Raw genomic sequence first — 15,186 nt, forward strand, 5'->3', positions numbered from 1 at the left:
TCGGCCCGCCGCGGCCTCTCCCTTGCGCGGGTCAGCGGTCGTCGCGGGCGTCGTCCGGGTGCACGTCGCCCTGCACGCCGCCGGCGGTGCCCACCCCGATGTCGACGGTCGCGTGCACCCGTCCCTGCCGTTCCAGTCCCGCGAACCAGGGCACCCGCCCGGCGACCTCCGCCGCCCCGTCAGGCAGGGCCGCGACGTGCATCGTCACCCCCCGCTGCGCAAGCTCGCGATCCAGTTCCTCCAGCGCGTCGAGCACGGTGATGGACACCGCCGTCTGCTGCTGCAGCCCGAGCACCACCGCGGTGACCGGGGGCTGCAGACCCGCGACGGTGTCGAGCACGAGCCGTTCGTTCGCGAGGGCGTTCGCGGTGTACAGTCCCCGCTCCAGCTCGATCGCGACCACGGGGCCCACGCGCGTCGTCACGCGCACCCGCGGCACGTTCAGCTCGCGCAGCACCAGGATCAGCGTCACGACCACCCCGATCGCGACGGCCGGGAGCAGCCCGGCCGTCAGTCCGATCACCGCGACCGCGGTCGCGATCCAGAAGTCCGTGCGGCTGATCCGGAACCAGCGCACGAGCTGCGGCACGTCGACCAGTCCGACGACCGCGATGAACACCAGCGCGGCGAGGGTGGCCTCCGGCAGCAGGCTCAGGACCGGGCCGAGGAACAGCGCCACGAGCACCGCGAGGACCACGGTGACGAGCGTCGCGAGTTGGGTGCGCGCCCCGGCGCCCTGGTTCACCGCGCTCTGGGAGAAGCCCCCGGCGGCCGGCATCGCGGCGAAGAACGAGCCGACCGTGTTGGCCGCGCCCGTGGCGAGCAGCTCCTGGTCGCTGTCGATCGGAGGCTCGGCGGGCCGTCGCAGGCTGCGGGCGACCGCCGCCGACTCGAGGAACGCCATCACGGCGATCGCGAGGGCACCGGGAACGAGGACGGGAGCCTGTGCGAAGTCGGGCACCCCGGGCACGGGAAGGCCGCTGGGGACCGGTTCGATCAGATCGACGCCGAGCCGGTCGATGTGGCCCAGGCCCACCAGGAGGATGCCGCCGAGCACGACTACCAGGGCGCCGGGGACCCGGGGGAGGAAGCGGCGGCACAGTAGCAGCACCGCGATCGATCCGGCCGACAGCAGCACGGTCGCCGGGTTCACACTCGCCGCCGCCTCGCCCACGGCGACGAGCGACCGCAGGAAGCCGTGTCCGGAGAAGTCGAACGTCTCTCCCAGGAGTTTCGGCAGCTGCCCGACGGCCACGGTCGCACCGACCCCGATCTTGAGCCCCAGCACGGTCGCCCCGCTGATGTTCTCCACCAGGCTCCCGAGGCGGCACAGCCGCGCCAGCAGCAGGATCGCGCCCACGAGGAGCGTGAGCATCATGAGCGAGCCGAGGGCGTCGTCCGACCCCGCGGCGACCCCGGCCGAGACCAGGGTCGTGGCGGTCAGCGTGGCGATGGTCGACGTGGTCGACACGCTCATGGCGCGACTGCCGCCCAGCACCGCGTACACCAGCATCGGCACGATGCACGTGTAGAGGCCCACCTGCACGGGGAGGTTGGCGATCGTCGCATAGGCCATCGCCTGCGGCACGACCACGGCTCCCGCGGCGAGACCGGCGACGACGTCGCCCGTCACCCATCCGCGTCGATACCCGTCGAGAGTGCTGAGCAGCCAGGGCGGCCTGCGCCTCGCGCCCATCCGTTCTCCCTCCACCGTGAGGGAAGCGTACTGCGGTGGACCGACGCGCCGCGCGCTTCCGGCCGGGCCGCCCCGCCGATCACCCGGGTGAACTCGCGCGCCACCCGGTGCGGCAGCGCTCCCACCGCGAGTATCGTCCCACCGTGCCGCCGAAGTCCGACGGCACCGACGTGCTCGATCTCGCGATCGTCTGGGGCCCTCTCGAAGGGCACGGTCGTGGGGGCGCGAACCCCGCCGCGCGCCCTCACGGTCCGTGGACCATCCGCACGCTCCACGGTCGACCGACGTGGCAGCGGACCCGGGTCTGAATGCCGATGTCGGTGGCAGGGAGGAGGATGCGCGCATGCAGATCACACTCACGCAGCCGGCCGGCCTCGTGGCCAGCCCGGCCTTCAGCCATGTCGCGGTCGTGCCTCCCGGGGCGACGACCATCTACGTCGGGGGCCAGAACGGCGTCGACGAGTCCGGTGCCGTCGTCTCGACCGACGTCGGGGACCAGTCCGTGCGCGCGGTGCAGAACGCGCGGGTGGCGCTCGAGTCGGCGGGCGCGTCGCTCGACGACGTCCTCAGCTGGACGATCCTGATCCATCAGGATGCCGATCTCCGTGCCGCGTACGGTGCCGTGGCGCCCACGCTGGCGCGCGAGGGGGCGCCGCCGCTCGTGACCGCCGCCCTCGTGGCAGGGCTCGGCGTCCCCGGCGCCCTGATCGAGGTGAGCGCGGTCGCCGCGGTCATCCGCGACTGAGGTCAGAGGCGGCCGCGCACGGGGGTACGCTCCACCGTGTCCGGGGTGTCCGGCGGCGTCATCTCCGCCCGCACGCCGAGCAGCCGCACCTCGCGTGCGGGGTCGAGGGTGGCGCCGAGCCGCAGGGCCTCCGCCACCACCTCGTCGCGGCGGGTGGCGGGGGCGGGCAGCTTGTGGCCGAAGGTCTTGGTGTCGAACGGGGCGTAGCGCACCTTGAGGTGCACACGCACGACGGCCCGCCCCTCCTTCGCGCAGTCGTCGAAGGCCTGTCCGGCGAGCTCCCGGAGCGCCGCCTCCACCTGCTCGGGCGTCGTGAGGTTCTGCTGGTAGGTGGTCTCCCGGCTGTGGCTGCGGGCGACCCAGGGGGTGTCGTCGACCGCGGTGGGCCCGAGCCCGGAGCCGAGGCCGTGGTACCACACGCCCATCCGCGGCCCGAATTCGGCGATCAGCTCCTGCTCGTCCGCGTCGGCCAGCTCGCGCACGGTCGTGATGCCGTGCCCAGCCAGACGCTTCTGCACCTTGGGGCCGATCCCCCACAGCTCTCTCGTCCCGCGCTCGCCCATCACCTCGAACCAGTTGTCGGACGTGAGGCGGAACAGCCCCCGCGGCTTTCCGAACTCGGTCGCGATCTTGGCGCGCACCTTGTTGTCCCCGATGCCGACCGAGCAGTGCAGTGCGGTCGCCTCCCGCACCGCCGCCTGCGCCGCCCGCGCGACCCCTTCCGGGTCGTCGGTAGAGACACCGAGGAAGCACTCGTCCCAGCCGAGCACCTCCACCACCACGCCCGGCAGCTCCCGCAGCGCCGACATCACCGCGTCCGACGCCCGCTCGTACTCCTCGTGGTCGACGGGCAGGAACACCGCGTCCTCCGGCGCCTTGCGCGCGGCGATCTTCAACGGCATGCCCGAGCCGATCCCGTAGGCCCTCGCCTCGTACGAGGCGGTGGAGACGACGGCGCGCTCGGTGGGGTCGCCGCGCCCTCCGACGATCACGGGTCGACCGGCGAGCTCGGGGCGGCGCAGCACCTCGACGGCGGCGATGAACTGGTCCATGTCCACGTGCAGCACCCACTCGGCCATGCACCGAGTGTGGCGGCTGCGCGCGGGAAAGTCACCCCTCGCGCCGGGCTCAGCCCAGGGCGAGCCCGACCGCGGTCGCGAGCACGGCGAGCAGCGGCGGGGTTCCCTGCATCGCCGCGGCGCGTGCCTTCGAGCGATCGGAGAGCACCAGGACGAGGGCCGCGGCGAGCATCATTCCCGTGCCGGCCAGCACGAGCGTCACGCCCACCGTGACGGCGCCGACGATCACGAGCCCGATGCCCAGCAGCGTCGTGAGCGCCAGGAACAGGTTGTAGAAGCCCTGGTTGAACGCGAGCTGCTTCATGGTCACGGCGTCGGCCTCGCTCGCGACGCCGAAGATCTTGCGGGTCTCCGGCTCGGTCCAGCGCAGGGATTCGAGCGCGAAGATGAAGACGTGGAAGGCCGCAGCGGCCGCGGCGAGGACGAGTCCGACGATGAGCACACCCGATTGTCCCGTCGCGAGGCGCTGCGGGGCAAGCCGCTCACACGAGGAAGACCGGAAGCAGCCCGGGGTTGTGAGCGTGCACGAGGACCGCGAACACGACGGCGTCGAACAGCAGGTGGACGGTCACCACGTAGGCGAGAGAGTGCGTGCGGAGGAAGATGAAGCCCTGCAGCAGCGCGAACGGGATGGTCAGCAGCGGCCCCCACTCGCGATAGCCGAGCTCCCACAGGAACGACACGAACACGATCGACTGGAGCACGTTCGCCAGGGCGTCCGGGAAGTGCCGCCGCAGCAGGGCGAAGACGGTGCAGATGAAGAACAGCTCGTCCCAGATGCCGACCGCGCCGACGCCGACGAACAGGCGGGCGATGAGGTCGGGCGTGTCGACCACCGGCCAGTTCTGATACACGCCGCTGCTGATGAAGTAGTACGGCAGGATCAGCCAGCCGAGCACGAGCACCGCCACCAGCCAGCCCCACTGGAGCCGCCCCCAGCGCCGCCCCGTGCGCCACGGGAACGAGATCGCCCGGTCGCGGTACACGAAGCGGGAGATCAGGTACGGCACGGCGACCGCGCCGCCCAGCGCGAGGGTGAACCGCAGCATCGCGAGGTTGTCCAGCTCCGCGGCGAGCGGGATGACGCTCACGATCAGCATGCCGACCGCGATGAGCGACAGGTCGCGCGTGAGCGACGCTCGCCGCCGTCCGTCCTCCGGCTCGGGCGACGCGGCCGTCGCGGCGACGGACGCCCGGCGGGTGTTCGCCGACCGCTCACCGAGCCACGCCGCCGCGAGGCCGACCGCGAGCAGCAGCCACCCGAGCCAGGGCAGTTCCAGCACGAAGAACGCCGGAGCCGCGGCGCACACGAGCGCGGCCGCCACCACGCCGCCCGCACGGAGGGAGGTGGCCGTCGCGGGCAGGGTCACGCGCGCGCCCGCCGACGGTACACGAGGTCGCGGATGTCGCGTCCCTTCGCGATGCCCTTCCGCTCGAAGGCCGTCATCACGCGCCCGTCGAAGCGCTCCGCCCACTCACCGTCGAACGCGCGCTCGAAGAGCGGATCCTCGTCGAGCACCTCGCGCATCTGGAGCGCATAGTCCTCCCAGTCGGTCGCGAGCCGCAGCAGACCGCCGTCGCGCAGCGCCCTGGCCGCGGTCGCGCCGAAGCCCGCACGGACGAGGCGGCGCTTGGTGTGCCGCTTCTTGTGCCAGGGGTCGGGGAAGAAGATCCACACCTCGCGCGCGGCACCCTCGGGCAGGTACGACGACAGCACCTCCGGTGCGTTGGCCTCGACCACGCGGAGATTGCGCGCGCCCTCCCGGTCGGCATCGAGCATGGTGCGCGCGAGTCCGGCCCGGAACACCTCGACCGCCAGGAAGTCGTCGTCCGGGCGGGAGGTCGCGGCGGCGACGATCGCGTGGCCCTGGCCCGAGCCGATCTCGACGTACAGGTCGGCGTGCCTGCCGTACTCGGCCGCGGGGTCGAGCCGTGCTTCCGGGTGCACCGAGGTCCAGGCCACGTCGCGCGGCACGTCCAGCAGGTACTGCGGGCCGAGCTCGGCGAAGGCGCGCTCCTGCGCGTCGGACATCCGGCCGCTGCGGCGCACGAAAGACACCGGTTCGTCGCGGAAAGTGCGGGGTTCGGGCATGGTTCCAGGGTAGCCGTCGGCGCTCCGCCGCCCGGACCGGAGCGCTAGCCCGCCGGCTCCGTGACGAAGTCGATCAACTCCTCCACACGGCCGAGCAGCGCGGGTTCGAGGTCGCGATACGTGGTGACCTTGGACAGGATGTGCTGCCAGGCTCGCGCGGTGTCGGCCTGGGTCTCGTGCGGCCATCCGAACGCCCGGCAGATGCCCGTCTTCCAGTCCACGCCGCGCGGGATCTCGGGCCACGCCGCGATGCCCAGCGCCCGCGGGGTGACGCACTGCCACACGTCGACGAACGGGTGGCCGACGATGCGCACGTGCCGACCGTGGGGTCCGCGGGCCACGGCCTCGGCGATGCGCGACTCCTTCGATCCCGGCACGAGGTGGTCCACCAGCACGCCGTAGCGCCGCTCGCGGCTGGGCGGCTCGGCGCCGAGGAGCTCGTCGAGCAGGTCGACGCCCTGCAGATACTCCACCACGACGCCCTCCACCCGCAGGTCGGCGCCCCACACCTTCTCGACCAGCTCGGCATCGTGGCGTCCCTCGACGAGGATGCGGCTGGGAAGCGCGGTCCTGGCGCGCTGGTCGGCGACCGCGAACGAGCCGGAGGCCGTGCGTCGCGGTCCCTGCTCCTTCGCGGCGGGGACGGTCAGCCGCACGGGCGCGCCGTCGATCAGGAAGCCGCCGCCGAGCGGGAAGAGGCGCTTGCGCCCCTTCCAGTCCTCGAGCTCGACGGTGCCGCCCTGCACGCGCGTCACCGCGCCGCAGTAGCCGTCCGCGGCGACCTCGACCACGAGGTCGATCTCGGCCGGGACGATCGGCACCTGCTTCGCTCCGCGTTCGCGCCAGCCCGACGCCAGCACATCCGATCCGTACCTGTCGTCCATGCCCTCCAGCGTATGTGTCTCCGCTGACGGCGAACGGCGATACGCCCCGCGGCGCTGTCGCGTGTCGTACCCAGTGCATAGACTCGTGACATGGGGCTCGGCTGCCGGTCGGAGGGAACACGATGACGAAACGGTGGCTTGCGCTGGCCGCACTTCTGCTGGCCGCGATGATCGGGACGTTCAGCACGTCCGCCGCCTCCGCCACCGATCCGCTCACGCTCGACGCCGGGTACGTCACCGATCAGGCCGGGGTCCTGAGCCCGTCCGAGAAGAGCACCGTCGAGACCCGCTTGCAGGAGCTCTCGGCCAACTCCTCGGCCGACCTCTTCGTCGTCCTCGTCGACGACTTCACCAACCCCTCCGACAGCGCGGACTGGGCCGACGCGGTGGCGTCGGCGAACAACCTCGGCCCGTCGCAGTACCTGCTCGCGATCGCGGTCGACGGCCGCAGCCTCTACATCTCCGCCGACTCCTCCGGTCCGCTGAGCAACAGCCAGCTCGACGGCATCGAGAACGACATCGCACCGCTCGCGGGAGCCGGGGACTGGGCGGGCGCGATCACCCTCGCGGCCGACCGGATCCAGGGCGACGGCGGCGCGGGTGCCCTGCGGGTGACGCTCATCGTGGTCGCGGTCGTCGTCGTGCTGCTGCTGATCTGGCTCGTGGTCTCGCTCGTCCGCCGTGCGCGGCGCAACGCCGCCATCCGCGAGCGCGGCGCGATGCCCGAGACCCCCGACCCCGCCGACCCGTTCTCCACGCTCACCGACGCGCAGGTCGAGCAGCAGGCCGGTGCCGCGCTCGTGCAGGCCGACGACGCCATCACGTCCAGCCGCGAGGAGCTCGGCTTCGCGGTGGCGCAGTTCGGCGACGGGGCGACGGCCGAGTTCACGCGCGCGGTCGACGAGGCCAAGGCGAAGATCGCGGAGGCGTTCGACCTGCGGCAGAAGCTCGACGACGAGATCGAGGACTCCGTCCATGACCGCCGGGCGTGGCACATCCGCATCATCCAGCTCGCCGACGAGATCGACCGCGTGCTCGACGAGAACACCGAGGCGTTCGACGCACTGCGCCAGCTGGAGCAGAACGCGCCGCAGGAGCTCGAGCGCGTGCGCGGAGAGCGCGCCGCACTGACCCCGCTGCTGCCGACCGCCGCCTCGTCGCTCGCCGCGCTCTCGGCCGCGTACGATCCGGCCGCGTTCGCCACGGTGGCCGACAACCCGACGCAGGCGCAGGAGCGTGCAGCCCTCGCCGACCGCTCGATCCAGGCTGCCGAGCAGGCGATCGCCGCCGGGCGATCGGGCGAGGCGGCGTTCGCGATCCGCACCGCGGAGCAGTCCGTGGCGCAGGCCGGCCAACTGGTGCGGGCGATCGTGGCGCTCGGCACGGAGCTGTCCGCCACGCAGCGGGCCGCCACCGCCCTGGTCGCGGAGCTGCAGTCCGACCTCGCCGCCGCCGCGCAGCTGCCCGACCCGTCCGGCGCGATCGCCGCCGCGGCCTCCGCCACCGCCCAGCAGCTGCAGGTCGCACAGGCCGATCTGACCGGCACGGCGAAGAATCCGCAGCGCGCACTCGACGCGCTCACGGCCGCGAACACGCAGATCGACGCCGCGCTCGCGCAGGGGCGAGAGGCCGTCGACCGCGCGCGCGGTGCGCAACAGCTGCTCGAGCCCACGCTGGCCCAGGCGAACTCCGAGATCCGCGCGACGAGGGAGTTCATCGAGACCCGCCGCGGCACGGTCGGCTCCGCCGCGCGGACGCGCCTCGCGAGCGCCGAGGCCGCACTCACGCAGGCGCTGAGCCTGCGCACGACCGACGTCGAGCGGGCACTCGCCGAGGCGACCAGGGCGCACGACCTCGCCAGACAGGCGACCGCGGCGGCCGAGTCCGACGTGCGCTCGTACGGCCCGACCGTGGCCGCCGACGACAGCTGGGGCGGGCTCTTCGGCGGCTCGACCGGCTCGGGCGGCTCCGGCATCGGCGGCGACATCCTCGGCGGGATCATCGGCGGACTGCTGGCGGGCGGCGGGGGCGGGTCCTCGCGTCGCAGCAGCAGCGGCTGGCGCTCCTCCGGCGGCGGCGGTTTCCGCAGCTCCGGCTTCGGAGGCGGAGGCAGCCGCGGACGCTCCGGGGGGCGACGCTTCTGATCCCCCGCACAGACACGTACGACACGCTCTTTACGACGACCCTCTGAAAGGAACCACGCATGACCGCCAAGCAGTCCATCTTCGGACGGATCTCCACCCTCGTCCGCGCGAACATCAACGCCCTCCTGGATTCTGCGGAAGACCCGCAGAAGATGCTCGACCAGCTCGTCCGCGACTACACCAACAGCATCGCCGACGCCGAGTCCGCCATCGCGGAGACCATCGGCAACCTGCGTCTGCTCGAGCGCGATCACGAGGAAGACGTGCAGGCCGCCACCGAGTGGGGCAACAAGGCCCTCGCCGCGAGCCGCAAGGCCGATGAGATGCGCGGTGCCGGCAACACCGCCGACGCCGACAAGTTCGACAACCTCGCCAAGATCGCCCTGCAGCGCCAGATCAGCGCCGAGCGTGAGGCGACCGGCGCGGAGCCGCAGATCGCCGCGCAGACGGAGATCGTCGACAAGCTCAAGACCGGCCTCAACGGCATGAAGGACAAGCTCAACGAGCTCAAGAACAAGCGCAGCGAGCTGCTCGCCCGCGCCAAGGTCGCCGAGGCGCAGACCAAGGTGCAGGATGCGGTGAGCTCGATCAACGTGCTCGACCCGACCAGCGAGCTGGGCCGCTTCGAGGACAAGGTCCGCCGCCAGGAGGCCATCGCGCAGGGCAAGGCCGAGTTGGCCGCGTCGAGCCTCGATGCGCAGTTCGAGAGCCTGGAGGACCTCGGCGAACTGACCGAGGTCGAGGCGCGCCTGGCCGAGCTCAAGGCCGGGGGCGCTGCTCCCCGTCAGGCACTCGAAGGTTCCTGATCCCTCGCTGATGCCCCGGGCCGCGTGCCCGGGGCATCAGCACTTCCGCTGTCGAGAGGTCTTCCCATGGTCCGCTTCCTCGTCGTGCCGCAGTGGCAGGGTTCGCCCGCCGCGCGGGCGATGCTCCTGGTCGACGGGGCGTCGGCGATCGCCGGCGATCTCCCGCGCGCGGCGACCACTGTGCTGGAGGTGCCCGTCGAGGCGGGCGAGTCCCTCGGGACGGGGGTGCGACGCCTCAGCGCCCTGCAGCGGACGCGCGAGCTGGTGCGCGAGCACCTCACGGCCGACACGGTGCTGATCGGCGGCGACTGCAGCATCACGGTCGCGGCACTCGACGCGCTCCCCGGGGGGACGGACGATGTGGCGGTCGTGTGGTGCGACGCGCATGCCGACCTGCACACGCCGGAGACCTCCCCGTCCGGTGCCTTCTCGGGCATGGCGCTGCGCGCGGTGCTCGGCGAGGGCGAGGAGCAGCTCGCGCTGTCCCCCGGTGTGCCGCGGGAGCGCGTGGTGACCGTCGGTGTCCGCAACGTCGACGACGCCGAGGTCGATCCGCTCGCCGCGCTCACTGGTCTGTCGGTCGCCGATCTCGACGATCCGGACGCACTGGCCGCCGCGGTGCGGGCCACGGGCGCCCGCCGCGTGTGGGTGCACATCGACGTCGACGTGCTCGACCCGGCCGCCTTCGCCGGGGTGTCCTCCGCCGTGCCGTTCGGGGTGTCTCCCGCCGCCCTGAGCGCCGCCATCCGCCGCCTGCGGGAGAGCATCCCGCTGGCCGGGGCGACGATCGCCGGCTTCGCGCCGCGGTCCCCGGCCGACGCGGTCGACGATCTGGGCGCGCTGCTGCGCCTGGTCGGAGCGGTCGCGTGACGCCGCCGGAGGGCTGGCAGGACGAAGCCGCCGAACGGCTGCGCCGCGGGCGGCGTGCGGATCGTCGCATCCCCGCGTTCTTGCTGCGCTCCCCCATCAGCCGCCTGGGCTACGCCTGGGGCACAGCCGTCGGCTGGCTCTGGGGCTCCCTGTGGAGCACGGGGCGGGTCGAGCGACGCAACGGCCTGTGGATCTTCCGCGGCATGCCCTCGTGGACGTTCAACCGTGGCGGTGTGTGCGTCGGTGGCTGCTTCCTCACCGGTGACGAACCGCCGAGCGACGCGGTCCTGCGACACGAGGCGGTGCACAAGGAGCAGTGGCTGCGCTACGGGTTCCTGATGCCGGTGCTGTACCTGTTCGCGGGGCGCGACCCGCTGCGCAACCGCTTCGAGATCGAGGCCGGGCTGGAAGACGGCAACTACGTCCGTCGTCCGCGCTGAGTCAGCGCGCGATCGGCAGGAGGCCGAAGCGCTCCGGTGCGTGGATCAGACCGGGGGCGATGCCGAGGGCGCCGGTGAGGTGCTCGACGATGTCGGCCGTGCCGAGGTAGCCGCCCAGCAGCGTGACGTGGGTCTCCACCTCGTCGTCGCACATCATCTCGTCGGCCCAGGCGCAGGTGGCACGGGCGAGCGCCTGTCCCGCGGCGCAGGCGCGACCGCTGCCCGGGGTTCCCGAGCGCTGTCCGCGCGCGAGCCAGGTGACCGTCATGCGACCGGGTGCCTCGATCACGCCGATGTCGGACACCTCGGGCACCTCGATGAAGATGCGACCGGAGGCGCACAGGGGCAGCGTGGCCAGGAAGGCCTCGAGCTCCGCGAGGGAGTGCTCATCGGCCGTCACCAGGTGGTGGGCGCGGCGACGCGCGGCACGACGTGCAGCGCGGGCTCCGCGGATCTCGAGCGAGGTGGTCATGATGGCTCCATGCTACACCAAGTGAAGGCTTGCCTAACCTTCCTCCGCGACCTCAGTCGATGGGCTCGACCAGGGCGGCACGCAGGGCGTCGAGCTCGCCCTCGGTCATGCCGTTGGCGCGCAGGTATCCCGCCGCCGAGCCCCAGCGCTCATCGACCTGCGCGAGCAGCCGTCGCATGACGTCGGCGGGCGACTGCGTGGCGAGGGCCACCGCGTGCACCGCCTCCGGGTGCTGTGAGCGCAGATACTCCGCGATGCGCCGCGAGCGCTCCGGCGGCAGCTGAGACTCGGTGAGCGCGTAATCCGCGATCACCGCCTCCCGATCGGCGCCGACGGCCGATAGGGCGAGCGCGACGGTCACCCCGGTGCGGTCCTTGCCCACCGTGCAGTGCACCAGGGTCGGGTCGCCGGCGGCGATGATGCGGACGGCCTCCACCAGCCGGTCGCCGCTCTCCTCCAGCAGGTGCAGGTACAGGTCGTCGAGGCTCACGTCCGACTCGAAGAAGGAGCGGACGGACCCGAGGAAGAGCGGCAGGTGCGTCGTCTCCGGCCCGTCGATCTCGCTCGGCTCCGCGGCGACCTCCTCCCCGTCGCGCAGATCCACGATGCGCGCCACGGCGTCCCGCAGGACAGCGGCCCCGGCGGGCGTCGCGGTGGAGAGCTGACCGGACCGCAGCAGCACACCCGAGCGGATGCGCCCACCTTCCGCCTGCATCCCGCCCACGTCTCGGACGTTCGAGACGCCCTCGACGTCGAGAACGGTCATGACGCGGCCGGTGCGGTGCGCGGCGGCACCGGGTAGCGACCGGCGATGACGATGCGGTTGAATGCGTTGATCGATACGCAGGCCCAGCTCAGCGCGGCGTACTCCTTCTCGGTGAAGACGCTGCCGACCAGGTCGTACACCTCGTCGGAGATGCCGTCCTCCGCGATGAACGTGAACGCCTCGGCGAGCTCGAGCGCCGCCCGCTCCCGGTCGCTGAAGACCCCGCTCTCGCGCCACACGGGGATCTGCGTGAGCGTGTCGGCGTCGATCCCGGCGGCGGCCGCGCGATCGACATGGATGCGCGTGCAATAGCTGCACCCGTTCAACTGCGAGCAGTGGATCATGACGAGCTCCTTGAGCCGGTCATCGATCCCGTTCGCCGCACAGATGGAGCCGACCGTCTTGGAGAACGCGTCGAGGGCCTGATACGCAGCCGGCTCGGTCTTGGAGAGATGCACGCGCTGTTCGGTCATGCCTCCATGATATGGCGCGGTCGAGGCGCAGCGACCGGCGAACGCGCGCACCCGGAAATGCAGAAAGCCAAGCTACTCGCCATGATGCTCATCGAAACAAGAAGTAATCGACCGTAGCTTCTTGTCACAATGCTCTCGCATTTCCGCGTCGGCGTGGCAGGGGCGCAGAATAGCCCCGTGGCGATCGACACCAGCGAGTTCACCTATCTTCCCGCACAGGCCGAAGCGCTCGGCGTCCCCCTCCCGGAGGTGCAGCGCCTGACACTCCCGCTCGCGGACGGCCGCACCCTCAGCGCCCTCCGGTTCGGCACGGGCGAGCCCCGGATCACGCTCCTGCACGGGGCCGGGCTCAACGCGCACACGTGGGACACGACCGCGCTGGCCCTGCAGCAGCCGGTGCTCGCGATCGACCTCGCCGGTCACGGCGACTCCTCGTGGCGCGACGACGCCGACTACACCCCGCGCGTGCTCGCCGCCGACGTGGCCGCCGCGCTCGACGCCTGGACGACCCAGCCGCAGGTGGTCGTCGGCCAGTCCCTCGGCGGGCTCACCGGCGCCGCCCTCACCGCCGCCCGCCCCGACCTCGTGGCCGAACTCGTGGTCGTCGACATCACGCCGGGAGTGGACGTGACCGCCGGCCCCGCGGCGCTGCGGGCGTTCTACGAGGGCCCGACCGACTTCGCCACCCGCGACGAGCTGGTCGACAAGGCCATGGCGCTCGGCTTCGGCGGCACCCGCCCCGAGACCGAGCGCGGCGTCTTCCTCAACACGCGTGTGCGCGACGACGGCCGGATCGAGTGGAAGCACCACTTCGCCCACCTCGCGGCGCAGGCGCTGTCGGCGCACGACCCCGGCACCCCCGCCGCCCCGTCCGTCCTGCACGAGACCGGCTGGGACGACCTCGCCGGCGTGCGCTCCCCGCTGACGCTGGTCCGGGCGGAGCGGGGCTTCGTGAGCGCCGAGGACGCCGCCGAGCTGCAGCGCCGCCTCCCGGCCGCCCGCGTGGTGGTGCTCGACGCCACCCACAACGTGCAGGAGACCGCGCCCGCCGAGCTGGCTGCGCTCCTGACCTCGCGCACCACGTCGGCGACCGGCGGAATATGACGTTCCGTTCCGTCGCCGACCCCCGCACCTCCCCGCAACCCTAGGCTCGTCCCACCGGCACACAGCACCTGCCGCACCGAGAGGAAACACCCATGTTCTTTCGTCACCGACGCCTCGCGCTGATCTCCGCACTCGCGGCCACCGCCGTCGTGCTCAGCGCCTGCTCCGGCTCCGCAGAGCCCGGACCCTCCACCGGGACCGGCGAGCCCGATTCGAACGCGACGCTGCACGTGGGGCTCGTGCTCGAGCCCACCAACCTCGACATCCGCCACACGAGCGGCGCCGCCCTCGAGCAGATCCTCATCGACAACATCTACGAGGGCCTCGTCAGCCGCACGCAGGAGAACGAGATCGAGGGGCGTCTGGCCTCGGACTACGAGGTGTCGGACGACGGGCTGACCTACACGTTCACGCTGAACGACGGGGTCGTCTTCCACGACGGCACTCCCCTGACCTCCGCCGACGTCGTCTCGTCGTACGAGACCGTGCGCACCGACGCCACCGTGCAGGGCAACGCCGAGTTCGCGTCGGTCGCCTCGATCACCGCCCCCGACCCGACCACCGTGCAGATCGTGCTGTCCGCGCCGAACCAGAACTTCCTGTTCGCACTCACGGGCCCGGCCGGACTCGTGTTCAAGACCGGCGACACGACCGATCTGAAGACCGCGGAGAACGGCACCGGCCCGTTCACGCTCTCGCGCTGGAACAAGGGCAGCACCATCACGTTCGCGCGCAACGACGAGTACTGGGGCGACCCGGTGAGCGTCGCCGAGGTCGAGTTCCAGTACATCCCCGACTTCACCGCCGGCGTGAACGCGGCGCTCGCCGGCGACGTCGACGTGCTCACCGCCGTCGACCCGAACCTCGCATCGCAGCTGGAGGACTCCGGCGACTTCACCCTCACGAAGGGCCGCACGACCGACAAGGCCACGCTCGCGTTCAACAACAAGAAGGCGCCGCTCGACGACGTGCGCGTGCGTGAGGCGCTGCGCCTGGCGATCGACCACGAGGCGCTGATCGAGGCCGTCGGAGCCGGCACCCCGCTGTACGGGCCGATCCCCGAGCTCGACCCGGGCTACGAGGACCTCTCCGACGTGATCTCCTACGACCCGGAGCGCGCGAAGGAGCTGCTGGCCGAGGCGGGGCAGGAGGACCTCGACCTCACGCTCACGATCCCCTCGTTCTACGGCACGACCGTCCCGAAGGTACTCATCTCCGACTTCGACAAGGTCGGCGTGAACCTCGAGGTCGACTCGGTGGAGTTCCCGACCTGGCTCGAAGACGTCTACACCAACAAGGACTACGACCTCAGCTTCGTGCTGCACGTCGAGCCGCGCGACTTCGGCAACTTCGCCAACCCGGACTACTACTTCGGCTACGACAACGCCGAGGTGCAGGACCTGTACGCCCAGGCGCTGGCCGAGGTCGACCCCGACGCCTCGGCGAAGCTGCTCGCCCAGGCCGCCCGCATCGTGTCGGAGGACCACGCGGCCGACTGGCTGTACAACGGCGAGACCATCACCGCGGTCAGCCCGATCGTCTCGGGCTTCCCGGAGGACTCGATCAACTCGCGCATCAACCTGGCGGACGTCACCGTCAGCAGCGCCGACTGAGC

Annotated in this window: 16 protein-coding genes; 7 read left to right on the top strand and 9 right to left on the bottom strand. The window is 72.0% G+C overall.

All coding sequences use genetic code 11. The features are described 5' to 3' along the window. Nucleotides 1–31 precede the first annotated feature (31 nt). On the bottom strand, nucleotides 32–1,696 hold the full coding sequence (locus ACWGQ1_RS06710) for a SulP family inorganic anion transporter (protein WP_452312588.1): 1,665 nt from the start codon (nucleotides 1,694–1,696) through the stop codon (nucleotides 32–34). A gap of 343 nt (nucleotides 1,697–2,039) precedes the next feature. Here ACWGQ1_RS06710 and ACWGQ1_RS06715 point away from each other — a divergent pair, with 343 nt between their 5' ends. After that, a complete protein-coding gene (locus ACWGQ1_RS06715; RefSeq protein ID WP_136032581.1) occupies nucleotides 2,040–2,441 on the top strand; it encodes a RidA family protein in 402 nt (133 codons plus the stop codon). A gap of 2 nt (nucleotides 2,442–2,443) precedes the next feature. Here ACWGQ1_RS06715 and ACWGQ1_RS06720 read toward each other — a convergent pair whose 3' ends face one another. From ACWGQ1_RS06720 to ACWGQ1_RS06740, 5 genes are read right to left on the bottom strand one after another with little or no spacing between them, the layout of a single operon-like run. Next, nucleotides 2,444–3,520 carry a DNA polymerase IV gene (locus tag ACWGQ1_RS06720; protein ID WP_247638630.1) on the bottom strand — a complete coding sequence of 359 codons (1,077 nt, stop codon included), beginning with the start codon at nucleotides 3,518–3,520 and terminating at the stop codon, nucleotides 2,444–2,446. A gap of 49 nt (nucleotides 3,521–3,569) precedes the next feature. Next, nucleotides 3,570–3,962 carry a DUF1304 family protein gene (locus ACWGQ1_RS06725; RefSeq protein WP_452312589.1) on the bottom strand — a complete coding sequence of 131 codons (393 nt, stop codon included), beginning with the start codon at nucleotides 3,960–3,962 and terminating at the stop codon, nucleotides 3,570–3,572. 40 nt (nucleotides 3,963–4,002) lie between these two features. Further along, nucleotides 4,003–4,890 carry a CPBP family intramembrane glutamic endopeptidase gene (locus ACWGQ1_RS06730; protein WP_136035638.1) on the bottom strand — a complete coding sequence of 296 codons (888 nt, stop codon included), beginning with the start codon at nucleotides 4,888–4,890 and terminating at the stop codon, nucleotides 4,003–4,005. Continuing rightward, nucleotides 4,887–5,612, bottom strand: a complete 726-nt coding sequence (gene trmB / locus ACWGQ1_RS06735; protein WP_136032587.1) for a tRNA (guanosine(46)-N7)-methyltransferase TrmB — start codon at nucleotides 5,610–5,612, stop codon at nucleotides 4,887–4,889. Before trmB ends, ACWGQ1_RS06730 begins: the two co-directional genes overlap by 4 nt. Nucleotides 5,613–5,656: 44 nt before the next feature. Continuing rightward, nucleotides 5,657–6,496, bottom strand: a complete 840-nt coding sequence (locus tag ACWGQ1_RS06740) for a DUF3097 domain-containing protein (protein WP_136032588.1) — start codon at nucleotides 6,494–6,496, stop codon at nucleotides 5,657–5,659. Between the two features lie 122 nt (nucleotides 6,497–6,618). Here ACWGQ1_RS06740 and ACWGQ1_RS06745 point away from each other — a divergent pair, with 122 nt between their 5' ends. From ACWGQ1_RS06745 to ACWGQ1_RS06760, 4 genes are all read left to right on the top strand, one after another. Further along, nucleotides 6,619–8,640 (top strand): TPM domain-containing protein, encoded by a 2,022-nt coding sequence (locus tag ACWGQ1_RS06745; protein ID WP_452312590.1) that lies wholly within the window; start codon nucleotides 6,619–6,621, stop codon nucleotides 8,638–8,640. Nucleotides 8,641–8,699: 59 nt separating this feature from the next. Continuing rightward, a complete protein-coding gene (locus ACWGQ1_RS06750) occupies nucleotides 8,700–9,446 on the top strand; it encodes a PspA/IM30 family protein (protein ID WP_136032592.1) in 747 nt (248 codons plus the stop codon). Nucleotides 9,447–9,512: 66 nt separating this feature from the next. Beyond that, nucleotides 9,513–10,316, top strand: coding sequence for an arginase family protein (locus ACWGQ1_RS06755; RefSeq protein WP_247638626.1), 804 nt, complete (start codon nucleotides 9,513–9,515; stop codon nucleotides 10,314–10,316). Next, a complete protein-coding gene (locus ACWGQ1_RS06760; RefSeq protein ID WP_240744603.1) occupies nucleotides 10,313–10,756 on the top strand; it encodes a Fe-S oxidoreductase in 444 nt (147 codons plus the stop codon). Before ACWGQ1_RS06755 ends, ACWGQ1_RS06760 begins: the two co-directional genes overlap by 4 nt. A 1-nt stretch (nucleotide 10,757) precedes the next feature. Here ACWGQ1_RS06760 and ACWGQ1_RS06765 read toward each other — a convergent pair whose 3' ends face one another. Genes ACWGQ1_RS06765 through ACWGQ1_RS06775 form a run of 3 tightly spaced genes read right to left on the bottom strand, consistent with a single transcriptional unit; the run spans nucleotide 10,758 to nucleotide 12,467 of the window. Beyond that, nucleotides 10,758–11,228 carry an SIP domain-containing protein gene (locus ACWGQ1_RS06765; RefSeq protein WP_136044548.1) on the bottom strand — a complete coding sequence of 157 codons (471 nt, stop codon included), beginning with the start codon at nucleotides 11,226–11,228 and terminating at the stop codon, nucleotides 10,758–10,760. Between the two features lie 52 nt (nucleotides 11,229–11,280). Continuing rightward, entirely contained in the window at nucleotides 11,281–11,994 is a 714-nt protein-coding gene (locus ACWGQ1_RS06770; protein WP_247638625.1) for a tyrosine-protein phosphatase, read from the bottom strand. After that, complete coding sequence (locus ACWGQ1_RS06775) at nucleotides 11,991–12,467, bottom strand: carboxymuconolactone decarboxylase family protein (RefSeq protein ID WP_136036868.1); 477 nt, start codon at nucleotides 12,465–12,467, stop codon at nucleotides 11,991–11,993. The genes ACWGQ1_RS06770 and ACWGQ1_RS06775 overlap by 4 nt, the downstream gene beginning before the upstream one ends. 177 nt (nucleotides 12,468–12,644) lie before the next feature. Here ACWGQ1_RS06775 and ACWGQ1_RS06780 point away from each other — a divergent pair, with 177 nt between their 5' ends. Together ACWGQ1_RS06780 and ACWGQ1_RS06785 are read left to right on the top strand one after the other, a co-directional pair. Beyond that, nucleotides 12,645–13,571 (top strand): alpha/beta fold hydrolase, encoded by a 927-nt coding sequence (locus ACWGQ1_RS06780; RefSeq protein WP_240744604.1) that lies wholly within the window; start codon nucleotides 12,645–12,647, stop codon nucleotides 13,569–13,571. 92 nt (nucleotides 13,572–13,663) lie between these two features. Further along, nucleotides 13,664–15,184: an ABC transporter substrate-binding protein gene (locus ACWGQ1_RS06785; protein ID WP_136032604.1), complete on the top strand. Its 1,521-nt coding sequence runs from the start codon at nucleotides 13,664–13,666 to the stop codon at nucleotides 15,182–15,184. Nucleotides 15,185–15,186 lie beyond the last annotated feature (2 nt).

Source organism: Microbacterium sp. NPDC055599 (assembly GCF_053618975.1).

Coding starts and splice junctions, on each gene's coding strand:
- ACWGQ1_RS06710 (WP_452312588.1), bottom strand. CDS start 1,696: ATGGGCGCGAGGCGCAGGCCGCCCTGGCTGCTCAGCACTCTCGACGGG.
- ACWGQ1_RS06715 (WP_136032581.1), top strand. CDS start 2,040: ATGCAGATCACACTCACGCAGCCGGCCGGCCTCGTGGCCAGCCCGGCC.
- ACWGQ1_RS06720 (WP_247638630.1), bottom strand. CDS start 3,520: ATGGCCGAGTGGGTGCTGCACGTGGACATGGACCAGTTCATCGCCGCC.
- trmB (WP_136032587.1), bottom strand. CDS start 5,612: ATGCCCGAACCCCGCACTTTCCGCGACGAACCGGTGTCTTTCGTGCGC.
- ACWGQ1_RS06740 (WP_136032588.1), bottom strand. CDS start 6,496: ATGGACGACAGGTACGGATCGGATGTGCTGGCGTCGGGCTGGCGCGAA.
- ACWGQ1_RS06745 (WP_452312590.1), top strand. CDS start 6,619: ATGACGAAACGGTGGCTTGCGCTGGCCGCACTTCTGCTGGCCGCGATG.
- ACWGQ1_RS06750 (WP_136032592.1), top strand. CDS start 8,700: ATGACCGCCAAGCAGTCCATCTTCGGACGGATCTCCACCCTCGTCCGC.
- ACWGQ1_RS06755 (WP_247638626.1), top strand. CDS start 9,513: ATGGTCCGCTTCCTCGTCGTGCCGCAGTGGCAGGGTTCGCCCGCCGCG.
- ACWGQ1_RS06765 (WP_136044548.1), bottom strand. CDS start 11,228: ATGACCACCTCGCTCGAGATCCGCGGAGCCCGCGCTGCACGTCGTGCC.
- ACWGQ1_RS06770 (WP_247638625.1), bottom strand. CDS start 11,994: ATGACCGTTCTCGACGTCGAGGGCGTCTCGAACGTCCGAGACGTGGGC.
- ACWGQ1_RS06775 (WP_136036868.1), bottom strand. CDS start 12,467: ATGACCGAACAGCGCGTGCATCTCTCCAAGACCGAGCCGGCTGCGTAT.
- ACWGQ1_RS06785 (WP_136032604.1), top strand. CDS start 13,664: ATGTTCTTTCGTCACCGACGCCTCGCGCTGATCTCCGCACTCGCGGCC.